Origin of the sequence: Pseudomonas sp. UBA1879 (genome assembly GCF_002338065.1) — a bacterium.
Taxonomy (GTDB): domain Bacteria; phylum Pseudomonadota; class Gammaproteobacteria; order Pseudomonadales; family Pseudomonadaceae; genus Aquipseudomonas.
In genome coordinates, this window is record NZ_DDHJ01000015.1 from 373,818 (window position 1) to 396,079 (window position 22,262).

19 protein-coding genes and 3 pseudogenes are annotated in these 22,262 nt (G+C 61.9%); 14 read left to right on the forward strand and 8 right to left on the reverse strand.

Going from position 1 to position 22,262, the window contains the following annotated elements:
• The first annotated feature begins 118 nt into the window (after positions 1 to 118).
• Positions 119 to 397 (forward strand): DUF2790 domain-containing protein, encoded by a 279-nt coding sequence (locus tag B3N48_RS16800; protein WP_296185591.1) that lies wholly within the window; start codon positions 119 to 121, stop codon positions 395 to 397.
• Positions 398 to 537: 140 nt separating this feature from the next.
• On the opposite strand, the pseudogene B3N48_RS16805 reads toward B3N48_RS16800, so the two are convergent.
• Positions 538 to 750: pseudogene (locus tag B3N48_RS16805) on the reverse strand (NAD(P)-dependent alcohol dehydrogenase); the annotation flags it as partial.
• Positions 751 to 869: 119 nt separating this feature from the next.
• Here B3N48_RS16805 and B3N48_RS16810 point away from each other — a divergent pair.
• The 7 genes and pseudogenes from B3N48_RS16810 to B3N48_RS16840 all read left to right on the forward strand — a co-directional run.
• Positions 870 to 1,085 (forward strand): annotated as a pseudogene (locus B3N48_RS16810) (helix-turn-helix domain-containing protein); the annotation flags it as partial.
• Between the two features lie 390 nt (positions 1,086 to 1,475).
• A complete protein-coding gene (locus tag B3N48_RS16815) occupies positions 1,476 to 1,940 on the forward strand; it encodes a (2Fe-2S)-binding protein (RefSeq protein WP_296185594.1) in 465 nt (154 codons plus the stop codon).
• Positions 1,940 to 4,192 carry a xanthine dehydrogenase family protein molybdopterin-binding subunit gene (locus B3N48_RS16820; RefSeq protein WP_296185596.1) on the forward strand — a complete coding sequence of 751 codons (2,253 nt, stop codon included), beginning with the start codon at positions 1,940 to 1,942 and terminating at the stop codon, positions 4,190 to 4,192. The genes B3N48_RS16815 and B3N48_RS16820 overlap by 1 nt, the downstream gene beginning before the upstream one ends.
• Before the next feature lie 17 nt (positions 4,193 to 4,209).
• Entirely contained in the window at positions 4,210 to 5,556 is a 1,347-nt protein-coding gene (locus B3N48_RS16825; protein WP_296185598.1) for a c-type cytochrome, read from the forward strand.
• 12 nt (positions 5,557 to 5,568) lie between these two features.
• The gene (locus B3N48_RS16830) at positions 5,569 to 6,606 is read left to right on the forward strand and encodes an XdhC family protein (RefSeq protein ID WP_296185600.1); all 1,038 of its coding nucleotides are present in this window, start codon (positions 5,569 to 5,571) and stop codon (positions 6,604 to 6,606) included.
• Positions 6,607 to 6,890: 284 nt separating this feature from the next.
• A complete protein-coding gene (locus B3N48_RS16835) occupies positions 6,891 to 7,475 on the forward strand; it encodes a TetR/AcrR family transcriptional regulator (RefSeq protein ID WP_296185601.1) in 585 nt (194 codons plus the stop codon).
• Between the two features lie 51 nt (positions 7,476 to 7,526).
• On the forward strand, positions 7,527 to 8,150 hold the full coding sequence (locus tag B3N48_RS16840; RefSeq protein WP_296185602.1) for a DUF6030 family protein: 624 nt from the start codon (positions 7,527 to 7,529) through the stop codon (positions 8,148 to 8,150).
• 378 nt (positions 8,151 to 8,528) lie between these two features.
• Here the strand turns inward: B3N48_RS16840 and B3N48_RS16845 are convergent, their stop codons facing one another.
• From B3N48_RS16845 to B3N48_RS16855, 3 genes are all read right to left on the reverse strand, one after another.
• On the reverse strand, positions 8,529 to 9,281 hold the full coding sequence (locus B3N48_RS16845; RefSeq protein ID WP_296185603.1) for a TetR/AcrR family transcriptional regulator: 753 nt from the start codon (positions 9,279 to 9,281) through the stop codon (positions 8,529 to 8,531).
• A 142-nt stretch (positions 9,282 to 9,423) separates the two neighbouring features.
• Positions 9,424 to 10,335, reverse strand: coding sequence for an SMP-30/gluconolactonase/LRE family protein (locus B3N48_RS16850; RefSeq protein WP_296185605.1), 912 nt, complete (start codon positions 10,333 to 10,335; stop codon positions 9,424 to 9,426).
• A 142-nt stretch (positions 10,336 to 10,477) separates the two neighbouring features.
• Positions 10,478 to 11,242, reverse strand: a complete 765-nt coding sequence (locus tag B3N48_RS16855; protein ID WP_296185607.1) for an enoyl-CoA hydratase/isomerase family protein — start codon at positions 11,240 to 11,242, stop codon at positions 10,478 to 10,480.
• 399 nt (positions 11,243 to 11,641) lie between these two features.
• Here B3N48_RS16855 and B3N48_RS16860 point away from each other — a divergent pair, with 399 nt between their 5' ends.
• The 6 genes and pseudogenes from B3N48_RS16860 to nfsA all read left to right on the forward strand — a co-directional run bounded on the left by B3N48_RS16860 (position 11,642) and on the right by nfsA (position 17,913).
• Positions 11,642 to 13,027 carry an MFS transporter gene (locus B3N48_RS16860; protein WP_296185611.1) on the forward strand — a complete coding sequence of 462 codons (1,386 nt, stop codon included), beginning with the start codon at positions 11,642 to 11,644 and terminating at the stop codon, positions 13,025 to 13,027.
• Between the two features lie 17 nt (positions 13,028 to 13,044).
• Positions 13,045 to 15,435, forward strand: a complete 2,391-nt coding sequence (locus B3N48_RS16865) for a xanthine dehydrogenase family protein molybdopterin-binding subunit (RefSeq protein ID WP_296185613.1) — start codon at positions 13,045 to 13,047, stop codon at positions 15,433 to 15,435.
• Positions 15,432 to 16,292 carry an FAD binding domain-containing protein gene (locus tag B3N48_RS16870; RefSeq protein WP_296185616.1) on the forward strand — a complete coding sequence of 287 codons (861 nt, stop codon included), beginning with the start codon at positions 15,432 to 15,434 and terminating at the stop codon, positions 16,290 to 16,292. Before B3N48_RS16865 ends, B3N48_RS16870 begins: the two co-directional genes overlap by 4 nt.
• A complete protein-coding gene (locus B3N48_RS16875; RefSeq protein WP_296185618.1) occupies positions 16,289 to 16,768 on the forward strand; it encodes a (2Fe-2S)-binding protein in 480 nt (159 codons plus the stop codon). The genes B3N48_RS16870 and B3N48_RS16875 overlap by 4 nt, the downstream gene beginning before the upstream one ends.
• A 135-nt stretch (positions 16,769 to 16,903) precedes the next feature.
• Positions 16,904 to 17,062 (forward strand): annotated as a pseudogene (locus B3N48_RS16880) (hypothetical protein); the annotation flags it as partial.
• A gap of 29 nt (positions 17,063 to 17,091) precedes the next feature.
• Positions 17,092 to 17,913, forward strand: coding sequence for an oxygen-insensitive NADPH nitroreductase (gene nfsA, locus B3N48_RS16885; protein WP_296185620.1), 822 nt, complete (start codon positions 17,092 to 17,094; stop codon positions 17,911 to 17,913).
• A 244-nt stretch (positions 17,914 to 18,157) separates the two neighbouring features.
• On the opposite strand, the gene B3N48_RS16890 is transcribed toward nfsA, so the two are convergent.
• The 4 genes from B3N48_RS16890 to B3N48_RS16905 all read right to left on the reverse strand — a co-directional run bounded on the left by B3N48_RS16890 (position 18,158) and on the right by B3N48_RS16905 (position 22,171).
• The gene (locus B3N48_RS16890) at positions 18,158 to 18,892 is read right to left on the reverse strand and encodes an SDR family NAD(P)-dependent oxidoreductase (RefSeq protein ID WP_296185622.1); all 735 of its coding nucleotides are present in this window, start codon (positions 18,890 to 18,892) and stop codon (positions 18,158 to 18,160) included.
• A gap of 72 nt (positions 18,893 to 18,964) precedes the next feature.
• Positions 18,965 to 19,783, reverse strand: a complete 819-nt coding sequence (locus B3N48_RS16895; protein WP_296185624.1) for an ABC transporter permease — start codon at positions 19,781 to 19,783, stop codon at positions 18,965 to 18,967.
• 13 nt (positions 19,784 to 19,796) lie between these two features.
• Complete coding sequence (locus B3N48_RS16900; RefSeq protein WP_296185626.1) at positions 19,797 to 21,047, reverse strand: ABC transporter permease; 1,251 nt, start codon at positions 21,045 to 21,047, stop codon at positions 19,797 to 19,799.
• 71 nt (positions 21,048 to 21,118) lie between these two features.
• A complete protein-coding gene (locus B3N48_RS16905) occupies positions 21,119 to 22,171 on the reverse strand; it encodes an ABC transporter substrate-binding protein (RefSeq protein ID WP_296185629.1) in 1,053 nt (350 codons plus the stop codon).
• Positions 22,172 to 22,262: the final 91 nt, after the last annotated feature.

Below are 22,262 nucleotides of genomic sequence, written 5' to 3' on the forward strand. Positions count from 1 at the left end.
CGTCTATCGATGATCACTGTTTATCTTTATATCAATACTCAGTAAGAATGATCGCCAACAGCAAACGACTACAGCGCTTTGCTTACTGACTAAACTTATCCGGTATTTGGAGAATCACATGAAATACTTAGCCTTCGCCGCACTCTCGTTGTTCAGCGTCTTCGCCTCGGCCAATGAGCTGGCCAATGCCCAGGCCACAGGGGGTTCGTTGACTCAGACCGAGCAGTACAACCGCCACAAGGGCCTCGATGTCGCCAAAGTGACCAGTATCAAAACCGGTCAAGACCCAGAGAAAGTCGACGGTTTGGTTAAAACCGACATGACGTACATCGACAGCAAGGGCGTTACCCATAATCTCGAATACACCACCATGGGTTACGGCCGTCAAAACGGCTAATGTCAGCTGGCGGTAGCACGATGTTCAAGTCTCAACATTAAAACGCTGCGTTATTTGCAGCGTTTTTTTTTGGCTTGGGTTTATGCCCTATTTGTTTGGCAGTCGGGCGCTGAACGGATTGCTTCGACCAGCCGCGTTTGTCAGTTGTGCGTCGAAGCCGTCGGCGTCAGCGTTGCCATGTCGATGACGAAACGGTAGCGCACGTCACCTCGTTCCATGCGTTCGAACGCGTGGTTGATGTCCTGGGTTGCAAGGGTCTCGCAGTCCGGAACGATGCCTTGTCGAGCGCAGAAATCGAGCATTTCCTGGGTCTCGGCAATCCCACCGGACGGCGAACCGGTAATCCGCCGACGTTCCCTCGCCCGCGTGGCATTTATCACATTGCGCGCAACGGTCGGCGATGGTGCTCACCGTGAACCGTTGTCCCACGCCGAAGCGCGTGACGCCAGGCCGGACCTTGACCGCCTTGCCAACCGCGATGAGCCCGCTGCAGTACCAGAAGCACCTGCGGCTGCACGAGGCACGGCGCATCCTGCTCACCGAAGCCGTGGACGCGACGACCGCTGCGATACGGGTCGGTTACGAGAGTGCGACTCAGTTCAACCGGGAATACAAACGCAGCTTTGGCGCGCCGCCCATGCGCGACGTCCAGTCCAGTCTGGCGGCCCGCATCAGACCCACGCGCTGATCCGGTGCGCAGGCCAGGATTAGCGCAATCCTCTGGAATATTTGCCTAATCCTCCGGGCTTCCTCTGGCTGAATAGAAAATCCGCCAAACGGCAGCTAGAGTTGGGCCAACAGGAGCCGCATCCATGATTCGCGCCACTCCCTGCCCGGCGGCGTCCCGCGCGTCGCGCATAGACCTACTTTCAATGCAGCAACCTCCCTCGTCCTTGCAAGGGGCGAGCGTTCGTCGTGTCTGCACGACCCTTCCGGCTACGACACGCTGCCAACGCGGGAACGTGAACCTGCGAGGCGGGTAGGGCGAGAACACAGCTTCGTTTCAACTGGCGATGGGCAACGTCGCCGAGCAGAAAATCAAAAAAAATACGATCAACCGATGATGAGCGGATGAGCCATGGAATTACGCATCAATCAGAAGACCTATCAGGTCGACGCTGACGCCGACACGCCCTTGCTGTGGGTGATTCGCGACGACCTGGGCATGACCGGTACCAAATACGGCTGCGGGCTTGCGCAGTGCGGCGCGTGTTCGGTGTTGGTGGACGGCAACGTCGTGCGCTCCTGCGTCACCCCGGTAGCCGGTGTGGTGGGCCGCGAGGTGACGACCATCGAGGCGATCGAGTCCGACGAGGTTGGAAAACGGGTCGTGGCAACCTGGGTCGAACACCAGGTCGCGCAATGCGGCTATTGCCAGTCCGGTCAGGTCATGGCGGCCACGGCGTTGCTCAAGCACACGGCCAAGCCCAGCGACGCACAGATCGAGGCGGCGATGGTCAACCTCTGCCGCTGTGGTACGTACAACGCCATTCATGCCGCTGTGCATGACCTCGCCGGTCAAACCGCAAAAGGGGACGCCTGATGAACGTTCGCCGTGACGCTATCGAACAACTCATCGCCCAGCCCCTGACGGACCCGGTCAATCTGTCACGCCGACGCTTTCTCACCGGCACGGCAGTCGGCGCGCTGGTGTTGGGCTTCGGCCTGCCTATCGGATCGGCCCGGGTGCAGGCAGCCACTGCCAAAACCGCGGTCGAACGCGGTACGCAAGTGCCCGCCTTTCTGGAAATCCGCCCCGACAACACCGTACGCCTGCTGTCGCCGTTCATCGAAGGCGGGCAGGGCACGTTCACGGCCATGGCACAGATTGTCGGTGAAGAGCTGGACGCCGACCCGGCCACCTTCGTCGTCGAATGCGCGCCACCGGGTGACGCCTATTACGTCATGGAAAACGGCATGCGCATCACCGGCGGCAGCATGTCTGTGCGCATGAGCTACCCCACCATGCGTCGCCTTGGCGCGCTGGCACGGGCGATGCTGATTCAGGCGGGGGCCGACACCCTCAAAGTCCCCGCCAGTGAGTTGACCACCGAACCGGGCAAGGTGGTGCACGCCGCGTCGGGGCGGTCCATTCCGTATGGCGAACTGGCGCAGCGTGCGCTGGACCTGCCGGTACCAGACCCGGCCAGCGTCACGCTGCGCGATCCGAACCAGTTCCGCTGGATCGGCAAGCCGGTCAAACGCCTCGACGCCTATGACAAGTCCACTGGCAAGGCGCTCTACACCATCGACTTGAAGGTCGACGGCATGCTGCACGCTGCGGTGCAACACGCGCCACGCCTGGGCATGACCGTGGGCACGCTGCGCAATGAAGAGCAGGTCAAGGCCATGAAGGGCGTGCATTCGGTACATCGTCTGCCCGGCGCCGTGGCGGTGGTCGCGGAACGCTGGTGGCATGCCAAGCGTGCCGTCGAGGCGATTCAGGTGGACTGGCAGGAGGCGCCTGCCGATTCGGGCATGCGTGTGATGCCCGCTGACTTTTCCAGCGAGGCCTGGTTCAAGAAGCTCGCCGCTGAAAAAGGCCCGGCCCGTGATGATGAAAACGAAGGCGACGTGGCCGCTACGCTGGCCAACGCCAAAACCAGAATTGAAGCCACGTACAACAATCAATACCTGCACCACGCCCAACTGGAGCCGCCGTCGGCGCTGGCCCGATTCAATCCGGATGGCTCGCTGGAGCTCTGGCTGCCCAACCAGGCGCCAGAAATGTACCAGGCAGACATCGCCAAGCGCACCGGCCTGGATCCGTCGAAGATCATTCTGCATTCGCCGTTATTGGGCGGCTTCTTTGGGCGGCACTTCTTGTATGACTCTGCCAGCCCGTATCCACAAGCCATTGAACTGGCCAAGGCGGTCGGGCGCCCGGTCAAGCTGATCTGGAGCCGTGAGGAGGAGTTTCTGCGTGACGTGCTTCGACCGGGTGCCGCGGTCAATTTCCGTGGCGCACTGGACAGCGATGGCTGGCCCGTTGCGATTGAAGCGGTCAGCGCCACCGAAGGGCCGACCGAGGGCCTGGCAGGCAAGCAGGGCGACAAGATCGACTCCGCCGCCCTTGAAGGACTGTCCGGCAAATCCTACGCAATCCCTCATAAACGCATCGCCCAGATTTACGTGAAAGGGCCGGTCACGCTGGGGTACTGGCGTTCGGTGGGCAACTCGCTCAACGACTTCTTCTACGAGTCTTTTCTGGATGAACTGGCCGACAAGGGAGGCAAAGACCCGTTTGAACTGCGCCTGCACCTGTTACGCGACAACCAGCGTCTGACGACGTTACTCAATGCCGTCGGCGAGCTGTCAGGGGGCTGGAAGCGCGGCCCGTTCACGGCTGAAGATGGCAGCAAGCGCGCCCGGGGCGTGGCCATGGCATCGCCGTTCGGCACCCAGACGGCGGTCATCGCCGAGGTGTCGATCGAGCAGGGCCAGGTCAAGGTTCACGACATCTGGCAGGCCATCGACCCCGGCAGCATCGTCAACCCGGCGATCGTCGAGGCGCAAGTCAACGGTGCCGTGTCCTTGGGACTGTCCCAGGTGTTGGTGGAGGAGGCGGTGTATGTCAACGGAGCGCCTCGTGCGCGCAACTACGATCTGTACCCGATTTTGCCGCCGTCGCGGATGGCGCGGGTGCATGTGAAGGTGGTCGAGAGCGGCGAAAAAATGGGCGGCATCGGCGAACCGCCATTGCCTGCAGTGGCGCCTGCCGTGGCTAACGCGGTCGCGGCGTTGACCGGGCAGAGGATTCGCAGCATGCCCTTGAGCCGACACACCTTTAGCTGACCCGCACCGGAGCACTCATGAACAACCGCCGATTCGCAAGAACCGCTGGCTGGCTGGCGTTGCCGTGCCTGGTCGCGGCAGGCCTGCTGGCCTGGTATGTCACCCGCGAGCCTGTCTCGCCTCTACAAGCCACTCAAACTGCCGACCTCTCGCCTGAGTGGGTGGCGCGTGGCGAATACGTCGCCCGGCTCAGCGATTGTGTCGCCTGCCACAGCGTGCCAGGCGGCGCGCCATTTGCTGGTGGCCTGGAGATGGCCACGCCGTTGGGGGCGATCCATACCACCAACGTCACCCCTGATCGCGAGACCGGGATTGGCGCCTATAGCCTGGCGGATTTCGACCGCGCCGTGCGCCATGGCGTAGCCCCCGGCGGGCGCCGGTTGTACCCGGCCATGCCGTATCCGTCCTACGCAAAACTCACCGATGACGACGTGCGCGCGCTGTACGCGTTTTTCATGAAAGGCGTTGCGCCGGTCAAGCAGGCCAACGTTGCGAGCGCCATTCCCTGGCCGCTGAATATGCGCTGGCCGATTGCATTGTGGAACGGCGTTTTCACCGAAGCCGGGCCGTATGCGGCCAAGTCGGGCAAAGACGCACTGTGGAATCGCGGCGCTTACATCGTTCAAGGTCCGGGCCATTGCGGCAGCTGTCACACGCCGCGCGGCCTGGCGTTCAACGAGAAAGCACTGGACGAATCCGGTACGCCGTTCCTGGCCGGAGCGCTGCTCGATGGCTGGTACGCACCGAGCCTGCGTGACGATCACAACACCGGGCTTGGGCGCTGGGACGAACCTGAAATCGTGCAGTTCCTGAAGACCGGCCGCAACAAACACGCGGTGGTCTACGGTTCGATGACAGACGCCTTCAACAACTCGACGCAGTTCATGAGCGACCAGGATCTGGCCGCGATTGCGCGCTACCTCAAATCGCTGCCCGGCGACACCCAGCGTGATGGCAGCCCGTGGCGCTATCAAGCGATGTCCGCTGCCGCACGGCTGGACGTACCCGGCGCTCACACCTACGTGACCCGCTGCGCGTCTTGCCACGGGGTGGACGGGCAAGGCCAGTCCGAATGGATGCCTCCGCTGGCAGGGGCGACTTCCGCGCTGGCCAAGGAAAACGCCTCGGCCATCAACATCACCCTCAACGGTTCGCAACGGGTGGTCGCGGCTGGCGTGCCGGATGCCTACCGCATGCCGGCGTTCAGAGAGCAGCTGTCGGATCAGCAAATCGCCGAAGTCCTGACCTTCGTGCGCAGTACTTGGGGCAACCAGAGTGAACCTGTCGACGCGCAGGCAGTCAGCAAGCTACGAGAACACACAGACCCGGCCAGTAGCAGCCCGATCATCCTGCAAATGCGTTAAGGAGACACCCTGATGGAAAGCATCGACCTGTTGGTCTTGCGTACCGCCCGCGACTGGCTCGCTGCCGGCGAACAGGTCTTGCTGGCGACCGTCGCGCGGACCTGGGGTTCTTCGCCGCGCCCGGTGGGTTCGATGATGGCCCTGCGTAATGACGGCCGCGTGGTGGGGAGCGTATCCGGGGGTTGCATCGAAGACGATTTGATCCACCGTTACACCACCGCTCACGGCGGCGAGGGTATGCAGGGAGGGGCTCCAGAGGTGGTGCGCTACGGCGTCACGGCCGATGAAGCCCATCGCTTCGGGTTGCCCTGCGGCGGAACGCTCGAGCTGGTGTTTGAGTTCAACCCGTCCTGGCAGTCGCTCGACGAACTGCTCGGCCATCTTGACAGCGGTAGCCTCGTGCGCCGCCGTCTGACCCTGGCCACCAATCATGTGCATCTGGAGCGGAGCCCGGCACCGGAGCAGTTCAGTTTCGACGGTCTGCAGATGCTCAACACCTTGGGCCCCGGGTTCCGCCTGCTGATGATCGGGGCCGGGGCGCTGGCCGAGTACTTGGCGACGATGGCGCTGTTCAACGGTTTCAAAGTGACGGTCTGCGACCCACGCCCCGAATACATCGACACCTGGTCGGTCAACGGCGTCGAGTGCCTCGTCGGCATGCCGGACGATGTGGTCAGAGACTTCGCGGTCGACCTGAGAACCTGCATCGTCGCCTTGAGCCACGATCCCAAACTTGACGACCTGGCGTTGCTGGAGGCCTTGCAAAGCCCCGCGTTTTACATCGGCGCCATTGGATCGCGGCGCAACAGTCAGCAGCGCCGCGAGCGGCTCATCGAACATTTCGGCGAGACCGAAGCCTCTCTCAAACGCCTGCGCGGCCCCATTGGCATCTACATCGGCAGCAAGACCCCGGCAGAAATCGCCGTCAGCGTCATGGCCGAGATACTCGCGGCGAAAAACGGCGTGGTTTTGCCTCGGACCGTGGACGTCACGCAAGCCAAGACCCTCGAAGATCAGGTCGCGCAAACCGCCGACAGCGAGGCCGTTTGAGCAAAGGCTAAGGCGCTTCGAAAATTGCCAAGGGGCTCGCTTCCCCATCAGCCCAGCACGAAACCGTTCGCGCCCGGGTCCTGCCGGGCTAAACCCGCCCGGACTGATCGCCGATCCCGAAATGATCTAAACCTACTAGAAGGTAGGCTATTTCGCTTGAGCAAGACCGCGTGGAGTGGAGGTGACTTCAGATCTGATCGAATCGGACACGCTTGGCATTTTTGACAGGCAAAGAAATTGTCGGCTGACTTGACTGATAACCTACTGGAAGGTAGGGTTTCGGCATGAATAATCCATCTAATACCTTCTTCGAAATCCTCAGTTGTGCCCGTTCGCTCATCATCTCGGGCGGGTACAGCGGTTTCAGCTATGCGGACATTTCCGAGTTCGTCGGGATTCGCAAAGCCAGTATTCATCATCACTTTCCCACCAAGGTCGATCTGGTCCGGACACTCGTGACTCAGTATCGACAAGAAGCCGAAGCCGGTATCGCGCACATCGAGCGCCAATGCGCCAATCCCGCCGATAAGCTGCAGGCCTACACAGGCTACTGGCTGGGCTGCATCGGCGACGCGACCAAAGGCTATTGCGTCTGCGCACTGCTCGCGACGCAAATGCCAGCGCTGCCCCAAGAGGTCGTGTTGGAGGTGAGGGCTCATTTCCGCGCGTTGTCTGCATGGCTCACCTCGGTCCTCGAACGTGGAGCGACCCAGGGTAGCTTTCAGCTCGCGAGCGATCCCCGCTCCGAGGCGGAGACGTTCATGGCGACTGTCCACGGCGCGATGCTCTCGGCCCGCGCTTACGGAGACCCTGAGATGTTTGGCCTGATCACCCGACCCTTGATCGAAAAGCTTATCGTCCAACCTTGATTGAAACGGCCGCCATGCGGCCGTTTTTTATTGCCGCAGGTGGGTTGCGAATTGGCCGGTTCGTGGACGGGATGGAATGAAAAAAAAAGGCTGAGCATCAGCCAGTGCGCTCAATTTGGCCCGGCGTCACCAACGCCCAACGTGTTTGAACTGACGATAAAAAATAGCCATGACAAGGAGGACGATATGATGCTTCGGGTTGCTGCAGGTGTGGTGGGTGTGTGCTGTTCGCTGAACAGTTTTGCCGATTTGCGGCCGCAATCGATTGAGCAACTGTGCACGGTGCTCAACGACACGCAGTTGAGGGCGGGGGAGTGGACCACGCACAAGGACGGCCAAGAAGGATGCAGCAGCGGCGCGCGGTTGATAAGGCCCGACGCCGTCGACGGCAACAAGATTTCCTTTGCTGCAGAAGGGGCCAGCGGCACTGCCAGTCGCGTGCGGCTGGTGTTGAACGTCATGCTGCCGTCGGACGATGACGCGGCCAAGCGGGAGCTGATCCGGGCCACCAAACGGCTGTCGGTGCGGGCGCTGGGGCTGTCTATTCCGCACAGCTTCGATGAAGCGATCATGAAGGGGGCGCCGATCAATCTGGCGGTCGGCAGCGGCCACGCGACGCTTACGCGAACCGTGGTCAACAAGCAGAACTATGTGCTGTCGGTGGTGATGGAGTAAATCCGCAGCGGGGTGCACACGCGCCCCGCGCAGACCCGGACGCGTCACCGGTATGACGTGCCATTCATGAATCCGGCGTGTCGCCGGCCATGGTCGGTCCCCTGGGCCGATGGAACCGGCGTTTTCTGGTGAGCGCGCCGGGAGGTCAACTTTCCCGAGGGCGGTAGTGGGCTGTTCCTGGCGTCCTCGGAGGCCAAGTAGGTCAAGGCGTGGAATTGACGGTCCACGGTGGCCTATCGCCAATCTGATCAGCGCCTCCGTGCGCAGCAGTCTCCGCGTAAAAACGCAACCGTTGGCGGCCTGACTCGACTATGAGGGCCGATTGCCGCTCCTTCCATTCACCCAATGCAATCGCTCATCGACATTCGACGGCAGGCATCACGCATCGGGTTCGACAGGCTTTCTGGCTTTTCCAATCGACGTCGAACTGGCCGAGTTCTCGACCAGGGCGCGTATGCCAGCGGCGGCGAAACACACCAGTTGAGAGTAATGGCGGGAGGCGCTCGATGCGCGGCTCGGCGCACCCAGTCGCGCCGCACGGCCGTTCATGGCATGGGCCTGTTGGCGAGCGCCAATGGCGAACAGATAGGCCCAAACCGCGTCCTGTCGGCTGATGCCCGGAATGACGATGTGCAACGCATCGATGACGCGTTCGGCAATGGGATCGTAATACGCCTCACGCAGGCGAACCGAGCGCTCATCGGGCCCCAGGCTGATCGACGCCACCATCTGCACGTAGAGCGCCAGGTTTTCGGCGTCCTCGCCGTGGAAAATGTCGGAGAGCGGGGTGAACAGAATCGACAACACATCTTCGATCGTCGCCGTTTCTTCGCGGGCGAACAGCGCATCCAGGCGCGAGCCGCGGTACGTGGTGATGGCCGACGAACGTCGCTCGAACACGGCGGCGTACAGGTTGTCCTTGGTGCTGTAGTGGTAATGAAGCAAGGCCTGGGCGACGCCTGCTTCATCGGCGATGGTGCGCATGCTCGCGCCCGCGTAGCCGTGGGTGCCGAACACGCGTTCAGCGGCGTTGAGAATCGAGGCCGTCCTTGGTTCCAGAGCGGCGCGCGCGGGGGGTGTTTTTTCCCGCGAAGGCGCTTTGGCTTTAGTGATGCGCTCGCTGTGCATCATGGTGGCAATGTCCTATTCGATTGATCAGTCAATGGGCAGCACGATACCGCATCCCTGGGCCGGAATACAGGTAAGGGCGCGCCGGGGCGGCGTTACACGCTGCCCCCTGCAGCAGCGCCCTTCAGGCCTGCACCCGGTGGGCTTAGCCGCGGAACTCAGGTTCGGCCAGTCCTTTGACACCTGGTCTCACCGCCAGCACGTTACCCGCCAGCGGCTGCTGGGCGAGCTCCTTTTCGCTCATCCGGCGGCGCGCAGTGGTGATGAACAGCGTGTCCAGGTCCGGGCCGCCGAAGCACAGGCTGCTGACGCGACGTACCGGCAAGCGGATCACCATGTCGATGCGGCCACGCGGGTCGTAGCGGGTGACGCCCCAGCCATCCATGTTCGCGGCCCAGAAGCAGCCGTCGGCGTCTACGGTCGATCCGTCGCAGATGCCGCTGCCCAAGGGTACGTCTGCAAAACGACGACGGTTGTAGATCGCACCGTCCACGGAGTCGTAGTCGAACACGTCGATTTGGGTGCTGAACGAGTCGGTCATGTACATCAGACGGTTATCGGGGCTGAAGCTGATCCCGTTGATGCAGGTGATCCCTTCCATGATCAGGGTCGGCTTGAGATCAGGGTCGAGTCGGTACAGCCGACCACGCGGGGTGTAGGCGGCCGCCTCGACGGTGCCGGTCCAATAACGGCCATGACGGTCGGTCTTGCCGTCGTTGAAACGATTGCCCGGGCGATCGGCGTCCGGACGGCAGATTTCAGTGAGTTCACCGGTCTGCTCCGAGAAGAAATACAGCCCTGAGCGCATGCCGACGATCAGCCCACCTTTTTGGCGCAGGCCGATGCTGCCGATCTCTTCGTGCATCTTCCAGCTTTTCTTGACGCCGCTGGAAATGTCCAGGCGATGAATAGACTGGCCAATGCCGTCCACCCACCACAGGAGCCGGGTTTTCTCATCCCAGATGATCGACTCGCCCAACACGTCGGGGGTTGAGTCGATCACGTCAATCACCGAGCCCACCATGTCGATAGGTCTGGTCAAGCTGCTTACAGTCATGTGGCGTTCCTTTTGTTGTGCGTTGTTGAACGTTCGATTGCGGGGGGGGGGGGGCCCAGACAGCGTTTTTTTTCATCCGCGCAAGGCCTTCCAGCGCCACCCCATAGCCGAGGACGTCNNTTCGATTGCGGGGGGGGGGGGCTCAGACAGCGTTTTCTTTCATCCGCGCAAGGCCTTCCAGCGCCACGCCATAGCCGAGGACGTCGTGCAGACGGGCCTTGAGTTCGTGGTTGAGGCAGGTGCGCGTATAGCGGCGGACCAGGCGCGGCTGGCGAAGCATCAGTTGCGCCAACTCATGGGCGCGGCCCATCAGGTCGCCAGCGGGCAAGACCTCGTTGACCAGGCCCATGTCCTTCGCCTCATTCGCCGAGACCGATTGGCCGGTGAGCAGAAAGTAATGGCCGCGGGCGCGCCCCATCAGCAGCGGCATCAGCAGGTGCATGCCGTCGCCAGGCACCATGCCGCCCTGGAAGTGCGCAGTGTCCTGGATCAGTGCGGTGTCGGACGCCAGCACGATGTCACCCAGCAGGGGGATCTCGGCGTGACGATACGCAGGGCCGTTGATGAGGGTGATCACCGGCGCTTCGATGTTGAGGAAATTGATCAGCAGGTGCTTGGCCTCCCAGAAGATCGGGTCGTAGATGGTCGGCGTCATCGAATTGCGATTTTCATGCTGGCCCGGCGCGATGGGCGGGCCACTGAAATCATCGCCGGTGCCCGTCATGATCACCACTTCGTTCTCGCGGTCGCGGCTGACATCCAGAAACGCCTGCTCGAACTCGCGGTGAGCCACCAGGTTCCACACCAGTGGGCCGCCGTTGGTGTGGAAATGCATTTCCAGAACGCCGTCAGTGCGGGTCATGCGTATCTTTTCAAACTTGGTCGCGTATTCGTCAAATGTAGTCATTGCACGATGCCTTTTCCGAAGAAGGAGGGGGACCACAACGCGTTCACCGAAGGGGTGATCACGGCATGAGCTCGTCGATCCTATTCCCTGACTGATCGATCAGTCAACAGCAAAAATTAGCCCTACAGGTAAGCGTTTTTGTGTTGACTGACTGGCATTCGAGGGCTAAGTTGCTGACTGTTCGATCGATCAGTAATGCCCAATAACGATTTATAAAAACGCGCATCACTCGACCAGAATCACGGCCTGCAGCCTTCGGCTAGAGGGACGTCGATTCGCTCTGGAGGCACACAATATGAACAGGGTTGCACCCATCGGTCTTTACCGGCAGCCACCGGCTCTGCAAGGGCGTGCCGCTCAGCGGCATCTCCATCGATTTGCGCTGAGAGGGGGTTCGGCATGTCACGAAAGACTGCAATGATCAGCGAGATCCCCCCGTCGGCTTCATCCCCAGAGACCTCGACAGATGCCTTGTACCTGAAGGTCGCCCTGCGGCTGGTCCCGCTTTTGATCGTCTGCTACGTGGTCGCTTATCTGGATCGGATCAATGTCGGCTTCGCCAAGCTGCAAATGCAGGAATCGCTGGGCTTCAGCGATGCCGTCTACGGCCTCGGGGCGGGCATATTCTTCATCGGCTATTTCCTCTTCGAGGTGCCGAGCAACCTGCTGTTGCAGCGCATCGGCGCCCGAAAAACCATCACCCGGATCATGGTCTGCTGGGGCGTGACCGGCATGCTGATGGCGTGCGTGTCCAGCACAACCTGGTTCTACACGCTGCGCTTTCTGCTCGGGGTCTTCGAGGCGGGTTTCTTTCCGGGCGTGGTTTATTACCTCAGCCAATGGTTTCCCACCCATCGGCGCGGGCAGATGCTGGGCCTGTTCATGACCGGTTTTCCCATCGCCGGCCTGCTCGGCAGCCCCGTTTCCGGCTGGGCCATGTCCCACCTGGACGGCCTGATGAGGCTCGCCGGTTGGCAATGGCTGTACATCGTCGAGGCCGCGCCCGCCGTGGTGTTGGGCGCATTCGTGTGGTTCTGGCTCGACGATGACGTTGACGCAGCGAAATGGTTGAACGCGACCGAGCGCACGCTGTTGCGCGGTGCGCTGGCGGTCGATCAGGCACACGCGGCGCCGCATCGCGCAGGCCTACTGAGAAGCGTCATTGGCGATCCCAAGGTCTACCTGATCTCGGCTGCATACTTCACATTTATCTGCGGCACGTATGCCTTGAGTTTCTGGCTGCCCACCGTATTGAAAAGCGCCGGCATCGCCAGCGTCGAACGTCTTGGATGGCTGTCGGCAATCCCTTACGGCGTGGCCGTGGTAGGCATGGTGATCATCTGTCGCAGCTCTGACCGCCACCTTGAACGCCGCTGGCACACCTCCCTGTCGGCGTTGGTGGGCGCGGGTGCGCTGGCGGGCTTGCCGTTCTCGCCGAGTCTGGTCATCACGATCACCCTGCTGTGCGTGGCGTCGACGGCGGTATTCGTGACGTTGCCGCTACTCTGGTCATTGGTTTCCGACTATTTTGCAGGAGCGCCTGCTGCCGCTGCAGGCATCGCGTTCATCAACAGCCTGGGCTTGCTCGGCGGGTTCGCCAGCCCGTTGGCCATGGGCTGGATCAAGACCGTGACCGGGTCGCTCGACAGCGGCTTGTACCTGATGACCGGCTTGCTCGTGGCCGGGGCCGTGGTGCTGCTGGTGGGGATACGCGGTGCGCCGCTGCCGATGCCGGGCGCACAAGCCCAAGTCATTGATGGTGAGAAACCCCTACGCTCTTCCTGACAATAAAAACGGTAGTCATGACAGTGATTGATCAACCTGATTCACAACCTGCCGGGTTGCTAGGCGCGAATGTGTCGCGGATCGATGGCGACAAGTATGTATCGGGACGGATTGCCTACAGCGCGGACGTGATCCCGAAGGGCAGTCTGTACGTAGCGATCTTGCGCAGCCCTCATGCCCATGCGGCGATTCTTTCGATCGACCTAACTCCGGCCTTGGCCATGCCCGACGTGGTGGCTGGCCTGACGGGCGCGCAGGCCCTGGCGTTTGCCGACGCCATGCCGGGTGCCATGGACTTGCCAGCGGCGGGCGCCAAGGGCCCGCTGCAGAGCCGCTGCCTGGCCGTCGATGAAGTGGTGTATTTCGGCCAGCCTGTGGCGGCCCTGGTCGCTGAATCGATCCACGCGGCGCAGGCGGCGCTCGACACGATTGGCGTGGCGTATGAGGTGCGTACGTCCACGGCCTCCGCACGGGCCGCCATCGAGGAGGGGGCGCCGGTGGTCCAGCCGGGTTGGACAACGAATGTGCTGATACGCGACCGGATTCGCGCCGGTGACGCCGACGCCGCCTTCGCCCGCGCGGCGTTCATCGCCGAAGGTGAATTGACCATTGGTTCATCGACCAGCGCGCCCATGGAAACCCTGTGCTATATCGCCGACTGGGACGAACGGGCGCAGCGGCTGACGATGACCGGCACGTTTCAGAATCCTCACACCAGCCGGTGGCTGATTGCGGCCGCGATGCGCTTGCGCGAAAGCGATGTGCGGGTCGTTGCGCCCACGATCGGCGGCACGTTCGGTCTGAAAATGGCCGGGCACCCCGAGGAGGTGCTGGTTGCCGTGCTGAGCCGTATCACCCAGCGCCCCGTGGCGTATGTCGAGGAGCGCCGGGAAACGTTGCTGGCAGGCGCGCGTTCGCAACATCACCGGTTCGAGATTGCCGCAGACGAGCAGGGGCGGCTGATTGGCTGGCGCGACAGCATTCTGGTCGATGTCGGCATCATTGGCGCCGGGCACAGTTGGGCGATGGCACTGGTCACCCCGGCGGTGTTCCCCACCGTTTATGCCCTGGAAAACACCGATGTCGACTGCACCCTCGCCATCACTCACCAGCCACCCTGGCAGGCCATTCGCGGCTATGGCAAGGAAATCGGCAACCTGGTACTGGAACGCGCCATCGATCTGCTCGCGGCCAAAGCCGGGTTCGATCCGGTGGATCTGCGGCGGCGCAATCTGGTGGCGCGGGACGCATTGCCGCGGCTGTTGCCGTCCGGCCTCAACGTCGACAGTGGCGACTATGCCGCCGCACTCGATCAGCTTCTTCCGCTCTTCGGTTATGAGCAGTGGTGCCAGCGCGCCAAGGCGGCGAGGGCGGAGGTGAAACGGCTGGGCATCGGGCTGGCGTTCGAACTGACCCCGGAAGGCGGCGCGCGCCCCGGCAATTTCCCCAACGGCTATGAGACGGCCACAGTGCGGCTCATGCCGTCTGGCGACATTCAGGTGTTGACCGGGGTGACGACGCCAGGAAGCGGCAGCGATACCGGGATCGCGCAAATGGTCGCTGGCGAACTGGGGCTCAACCCGGACCAGGTGCGTGTCATTCAGGGCGACACTGACGCAACCCCGGTCGGAACCGGTAATGCCAGTAGCCGAGCCTTGATGTACGGCGGCACAGCGGCCTATCTGGCGGCGCAGGCATTGCGCGACCGCATCCTTCAGTGCGCAGCCAACATGCTCGGCGGCGGTGCCGACCACATCGTGTTGCGGGACGGCCACGCCTGGCGCACCGACACCGATACCCGCGTGTCCGTGGCGCAGATCGCCATGGGCGTGCATTTGCGTCCTTTCACTGTGGCCGCCGGGACACAGCTGCCACTGGAAATCACCCGCAGCTTCGCGCCGGAGAACGTGCGTGTTGTGCCCGATGCTCAAGGGCGTATCGCGACGTACCCGACCTTCTCATATTCCGTGCACGCCGCCGCGATCGAACTCGACATGGAGACCGGTATCACCCGACTGCTGGATTATGCCGTGGTCCACGATTGCGGGGTCATGATCAATCCGGCGCTGGTCGAAGCGCAGCTCAAAGGAGCGGTGGTCATGGGCATTGGCGCAGCGCTCTGGGAGGAGCTGAAATTCGACAAGGGGCAACGGATGATCAGTGATCGCTTCAAGAGCTATCTCATCCCGCGTTCAGTGGACATTCCGGACATTCGCATCGGCCATGTCGTGACGCCCAATCCCTTCCACCCCCTGGGCATGAAAGGCGCGGGCGAGTCCGGGCTGGGCGGCGCGATGGCAGCACTGGGCAACGCCGTCGCCCATGCATTGGGGGATGCCGCCACGGTCGAACACGTTCCCATGACACCCGCCCGGGTCATCACCGCATTGCAGAAGGGCACACCATGATCGGTCAACCGTTTCACTACCACGCACCCTTGACCCTGACGGCGGCGGCTGACCTGTTGGGCGCCTTGGCCGACGACGCTGTGGTGTTGGGCGGCGGCACCATGCTGGTACCCGCGATGTCCGCCAACCAGGTGCGGCCGGCGAATGTGATCGGACTGTCGGCGTTGAAGCTCGATCACATCACCCGGCGCGCTGGCTACGTGTACATCGGCGCAATGACCACCTACGCGCAACTGCTCGCGTCTGCCGACATTGCACACAGCCTGCCTTTGTTGCGGCTAATGGCTGACGGGATCACTGGCGGGCCGTCGATCTGGAATCAGGGTACGCTCGGCGGCTCGGCGGCCTATGCCAATCCCGCCTCGGACGCCCCCGCGTGTCTGGTCGCGCTGCAGGCGAGCTTCGAGTTGCTGTCGACCGAAGGCGTTCGAACCCTCCCGGCACGGGATTTTTACCTGGGCGCCTTCCGAACGGCACGCCGCAGCACCGAATTGCTGATCGGCATTCGAGTGCCCGTGCAGGACGCTGCCTGCGCGAGCCACTACGATAAGCACAAATCCTGCGCGAGCTCGTGGCCCATCGTCACAGTGGCCAGCTTCATTCATCCGGGGCCTCAGGCTCAGGTGCGCCTTGCCGTCGGCGGCGCCGCGGCCTGCCCGGTCTACCAGGCGCGACAGGTGGACAGGGCCGAACTGCACCCTTCGGCGGCATGGATAGACGACCTGGCTGCCAGTGTCGTCGCTGGGGTGGGCGAGGGCTGGAGCGATGAACTGGCTGACGGCGCATACCGGCGCGCGATCACCGCAGCGGTGGTGAGGCGCAATCTGAAAACCACGATCGAGCGGATACAACGATGACGACCACAATACCTATCAACCTGACGCTCAATGGCAAAGCGCGTGCCCTGAACATTGACTCACGGCTGTTGCTGGTCGAGATGTTGCGTGACAACGCCAACGCTCAAGGCACGCGAATCGGCTGCCTCACCGGGGATTGCGGCGCCTGCACGGTGCTGATCGACGGCCAGGTGAAAAAATCCTGCCTGGTGCTGGCGGCGTCGGTGCAAGGACACCACGTTGAAACCATCGAAGGCCTGGCACAGCTTCAGGCCCTGCAGGCGGCATTCGTCGCACACAACGGCTTTCAGTGCGGTTACTGCACGAGCGGCATGATGGTGGTGGCCGCCGACTTGCTTCGTCATCAGCCATCACCTTCCAGAGAACAGATACGCAAAGCCATCAGTGGCAACCTGTGTCGCTGCACCGGCTACGAGCACATCGTAGATGCCATATACGCGGCGTCCCAGGCTGAGGTTCAAGACGCCACCCGCTGATTCGCTGGTCGATTCAATCAGGCCCGGAGCCGTTATCGGGCGGGACAGCCCAAGGCGGCAAGCGCAGGCGCTCGGCGATCCAATGGGTGAACGCGCGGGTCTTGGAGAGCAGACCCGCCACCCGAACGTCGCAGCGGGCGCATCGTCAACGTCTCATCGGTGGGCGGGCTCGCTGCGTTTGCGGCATTGAACTTTTACAACACGTCGACATTCGCCGCTGAAGCGCTTTCCGAGTCGTTGTCCCTGCCAGATGAAACTTGCTGCCGCAGGCGTGTGAGGCTGAACGCTTTTTGATAGCCTCACAGCCTTTTGGAGCGCTCACCATGACAGACAACGCCCGCTCGAAACTCGCTGCTCGCTACGGGGTGGATGACAGTTCGCCGCTCTCGCAGTGGAACGACACCCTCGATCTGTTGCTCGATCATCGCAGTGTCCGTGCTTTCACTGACCAGGCCTTGCCGGAAGGGACCATCGAGACCCTGATCGCCGCCGCACAATCCGCCTCCACGTCTTCCAATCTTCAGGTCTGGAGCGTGGTGGCGGTGCAGGATCCGGAGCGCAAGAGTCGCCTGTCGACCCTCGCGGGCAATCAAGCCCACATTCGCCAGGCACCGCTGTTTTTTGTCTGGCTGGCTGACTTGTCACGTGTCGCACGAATTGGCGAACAGCACGATGTTGAACTGGCCACGCTGCCCTATCTGGAGAGCCTGCTGCTTGGCACCATCGATGCAGCCCTGGCCGCACAAAACGCGGTGGTCGCACTGGAGTCGCTGGGGCTTGGCAGCGTGTATATCGGTGGCATCCGCAACGACATCGCGGCAGTCGGCCAGGTGCTCGAGTTGCCGCCGCAGGTCTATCCGGTCTTTGGCCTGTGCGTGGGTTACCCGTCCAGTGAGCGCCCGGCCAATGTGAAGCCGAGATTGCCACAGCGTGCCGTCCTTCATCATGAGACCTACTCGACGGCTGAGGAGGAAAGCGTTCTGGCCGCTTATGACGCCCGGCTAGGGGCGTTCTATGAACGCGAAGGCATGAAGGCCGCGGGTTGGTCGGAGCAAGTGGTCAACCGGCTGCGCAGCGTGTCGAATTTGCACGGGCGTGAAGCACTGGTCGCAGAGCTGACCCGGATGGGCTTCGGATTGCGCTGAGCGATCACGAAGCATGCGCTTGTCCCCGGCACTGCCGCGTGAGTCGGGGTGGCGCAGTTGCTGTGTGAGTGCCATCCCCTTCAGTGATTCGCTCTGAAGGTCTTGCATGTCCCAATGCGGCAGCAGAGAAGTGGACATTCATGGTGGCAATGATTTCCTGGACTTAGGCATTAACCGCCTGGCTTGAGCTGATGCGTTTTACGGCCGCTCAAGCACAGGACGCTCATCGGCCCCTCGGCAGCACTCAGGATTTGGGCGAAAGCAACCCGGCTGTCTCCCCCCCATCGACCGTCAGGGTTGTACCGTTCACGTAGCTGGCGCCTGGCGAGAGCAGCCAGCAAATGGCATCTGCCACTTCCGACGCCGATGCCAGGCGACCTTCTGGAATTCGGGCGGTCAACGCCGCAAGGCGGGCTTCGTCGTTGACGATCTTGTCCATCATGCGCGTGGCGATTTGTCCGGGGCAGACGGCGTTGAACCGTACTTGCCCGCCGTACTCCAGGGCCAGCGCCTGAGTCAGACCCAGCAGCGCAGCTTTGGTTGCGCAGTAGGTGGCCAGCCCTTGCTCGCCGGTTTTGCCCGCAATGGAAGAGACGTTCACGACGGCGCCCCGGCCGGCGATCAGACCTGGCAGCGCATGCTTAGTGTAGAAAAACACAGAGCGCGTATTGACGGCGAACAGCGTGTCCCAATCTTCCTGGGAGGTCTCGGTAAAGACTTTGCGACCCGACATGCCTGCGTTGTTCACCAGCCCCGCCAGCTTGCCGTCGCCCAATCGCAGCGCGGTTGCGACGACGTTGCGGCAGTCCTCCTCATTCAATACGTCGCCTGCGACGAACGTGCAGTCGGGCAGGCGCGCGGCCAGTTGGGTGCCCGCTGTTTCATCGCGTCCGGTGAACACCACCGGGTGGCCGAGGCTGACCAGTTTTTCCACGGTTGCGGCGCCGATGCCTTGGGTGCCGCCTGTGACGATGTACATGAATACTGCTCCTGAAAGTGTCGCCAGCGTTTGTCAGGCCGGCGGCTGCGAATGAGGGTGTGGCGCTGAATATCAGGCGGCCGGTTGTTTCAGGTTTCTGCTTGAGCGCAACGAGAGCCATGTCGTGGTCAGCAAACCCGCCAACCCGACGACCAACAGAAACGACGACATGGCGACAATAGACGGGTCGATGGTGTCACGGATGCCGTCGAACATCTGCCGTGGCAGCGTGCGCTGACCGGGCCCACCGATGAACAGCACGACGACAATTTCATCGAACGATGTCATGAAGGCAAACAGTGCCCCCGAGATCACCCCGGGCGCGATGATCGGCAGGGCGACGTTGATGAACGCCCGCAGCGGCGACGCTCCCGACATCGCAGCGGCCTTCAGCAGGCTCATGTCCAGACCTTGCAGGCTGGCGGCGACGTTGATGAGGACAAACGGCGTCGCCAGCACGGTGTGGGCCAGGATCATCCCGGTCAGGGTGCCTGTCAGGCCCAATTGGCCAAACAGAAAATACATGCCCAGCCCGGAAATCACCGGGGGGATGATCATCGGCGAGATCAACAGCGCCAACAGGCTGGTCGCGCCGGGCAGGTTGCGCCTTGCGAATGCCATCGCCGCCAGGGTCCCCAACAGCGTCGCCAGCAGCGTCGAGGCGCAACCCACAAGCAAACTGTTGCGCAAGGCCTGAAGCCAGGGGCCGGCGCTGAAGACTTTTTCATACCAGCGCAAGGACAGCCCCGGCAGCGGATAGGACAGGAACGTGCCGCTGCTGAACGAGATCGGTACCACGGCCAGCAAGGGCATGATCATGAAGACGATCATGACGAGCCCGAACAGGCGCAGCAGGTTGCGACTGATGAAACACAGGGTGAAATGGTTCATGGCAGTTTCCCGATTACTTGAGGCCGGCGATCTGGCGGATGCCGACCAGCCGCGCGGCGACCAGATAGATCGCCATGACGCAGAGGATCAGCACCAGACCCAGCGCCGAGGCCATCCCCCAGTTGACAGTGGTGTTGGTGTAGAAGGCGATGAAATAGCCGAGCATCTGCTCCCGCGCGCTGCCCACCAGCGTAGGCGTGACGTAGTAGCCAGCGGCGACGATGAAGGTCAACAACGTACCGGACCCGATGCCGGTGAGGGTCATCGGTAAATAGACATGCAGGTACCCGCGCACCGGGTGCGCCCCCAGCGACCCCGATGCGCGCATGTAATGCGCCGGAATGCCTTTCATCACGCTGTACAGCGGCAGTACGGTGAAGGGCAGCAGGATGTGCACCATCACGATATACACCCCCAGTGCATCGAAGATCAGGGGCAATGGATGCTCAATCAGCCCCAGCTTGAGCAGCAGGGTGTTGACGATGCCTTTCTCTTGCAGCACCACGATCCAGGCGGTGGTTCGCGCCAGCAGCGACGTCCAGAAGGGCAGCATGACGGCCAGGATCAACAGCATCTGAAACGGTCGTGACGCCTTGACCAACAGGACCGCGAAGGGAAAGCCAAGCAGCAAGCACAGAACAGACACGATAAAGGCGATTTTCAACGTCTTGAACGTGAGGTCGAGATACACCCGTTTGTCCGGCTCCACACGTTGAATGCCATGGGCCGTGCGTTCAAGGTCGAGGGCGCTGAGCAGGTAATACGAGGTGTAGGCCGGTGATGCGCGTTCGAATGCTTCCCACAATTCAGGCGTTGACCAGCGTGGGTCGATGGCGGTCAGACGTGCGCGAGGGGATTCGCCGCTGACGGGTTGCTGATTGGCGGGCCATTGGTAGCGTCGAGCGGTGGCGGTGATCAGAAAGCGATAACCGCTGTTTTCGTAATTCATACGCCGCGCGGCTTCACCCATGACGCCCATGTTTTTCACATGGATGAAATCTTGTTCAATCGCTTCGAACACCCCATCGTCCGGCACTCCCAGGGTATCGTCACTGCGCTGTTCCAAGGCTTGGACCGTACGGGGGAAGGCTTGTACCAGCTCCGGATTGCTGACGGCGCGATACAGCATCATGCCGATGGGCAGAACGAAAAAGACAGCGGTGTAGATCAACAGCGGCAACAGCAGCAAGATCGAGACGAAGCGTTTCTCTCGACTCGACTTCTGGTGGGCGCTTGCAAGTGATTCCAGCGCAGGGGCGGACATATCGACTGACCTCGGAATTCGAAGGCAGCGGCTTCGGATGAGCGAAGCCGCCATTCAAGCAAAGGACAGGCTTACTTCGCCGCCCAATTGGTGAAGCGCGCCATCAAGTCTTCCTCGTAGTTGACCCAGAACGGCGTGTCGAGCAACAGCGCATTTTCCAGATTCGCGGGAGCAGTGGGCAGATTGCTCAAGGTCTGCTTGTCCAGTGCGGCCTGGGCCTTGGCGTTGACGATGCCGTAGGGGATCGCTTGGGCGAAGGCGGTCTGGGCTTTGGGGCTGACCATGTAGTCGAGCAGGGCGTAGCTGTCCGCAAGGTTGGGTGTGCCTTTGATGATGGTCCAGTAATCCATGCTGTAGAGCTGCTGGTTCCAGATCAGGGGGAAATGCCCGCCTTGCTGGTTGGCGATGGCGATGCGGCCGTTATAGGCAGCCGTGACCGCAACACTGCCGGACGACAGCCATTCAAGGGGTTGAGCGCCGGTTTCCCACCATTGGATGTAGGGCTTGATCTCGTCCAGCTTGGCGAAGGCGCGATCCTGACCGGCCTTGGTCGCCAGCACCGTATAGACGTCGGCAGGCTTGACGCCGTCGGCCATGAGGGCAATTTCCAGGGTCATGCGCGCTTGTTTGCGCAGGCCACGCTTGCCAGGCCATTTCTTGACGTTCCAGAAATCGGACCAGGTTTTGGGGCCGTCGCTGGCGAATTTCTTGTTGTCGTAGGTCATGACTTCCGACCAGACGATCGCGCCGACGCCACACGGCGCGAACTTGTCCGCTGGGATATCGGCGGCGTTGCTCAACTTACTGTGGTCCAAGGGTTCCAACAGCCCTTGCTCGCAGGCCAGGGCCATTTCGTTTTCGTCCATCTGCACTACGTCCCACGTGGGGTTGCCGGCCTGGACCATGGCTTTCTGTTTGGCGATGCCGCCACCGTAGGTGTCTTGCACCACGGGTTTGCCGCTCTGTGCTGCATAAGGTTTGAAGTAGGCCTTATCGAACGCTTCCTGAGTGGCGCCGCCGAAGCCGACGGCGGTCAGGTCTCGGGCCTGTACGGCGTGGCTGGCAAGCAATGTAGCGGCGCAAATCGAACAAATCAGTGCGGTGCGATGGAATATCGAGGACATGTTTGTCACTCCTGCTGTTTGGGGATGTAAAAAGAAAAACCAGGTTCACAAACGGGCAGTGACGAGCTAAACGGTGTCAGGGAGGGTGTGC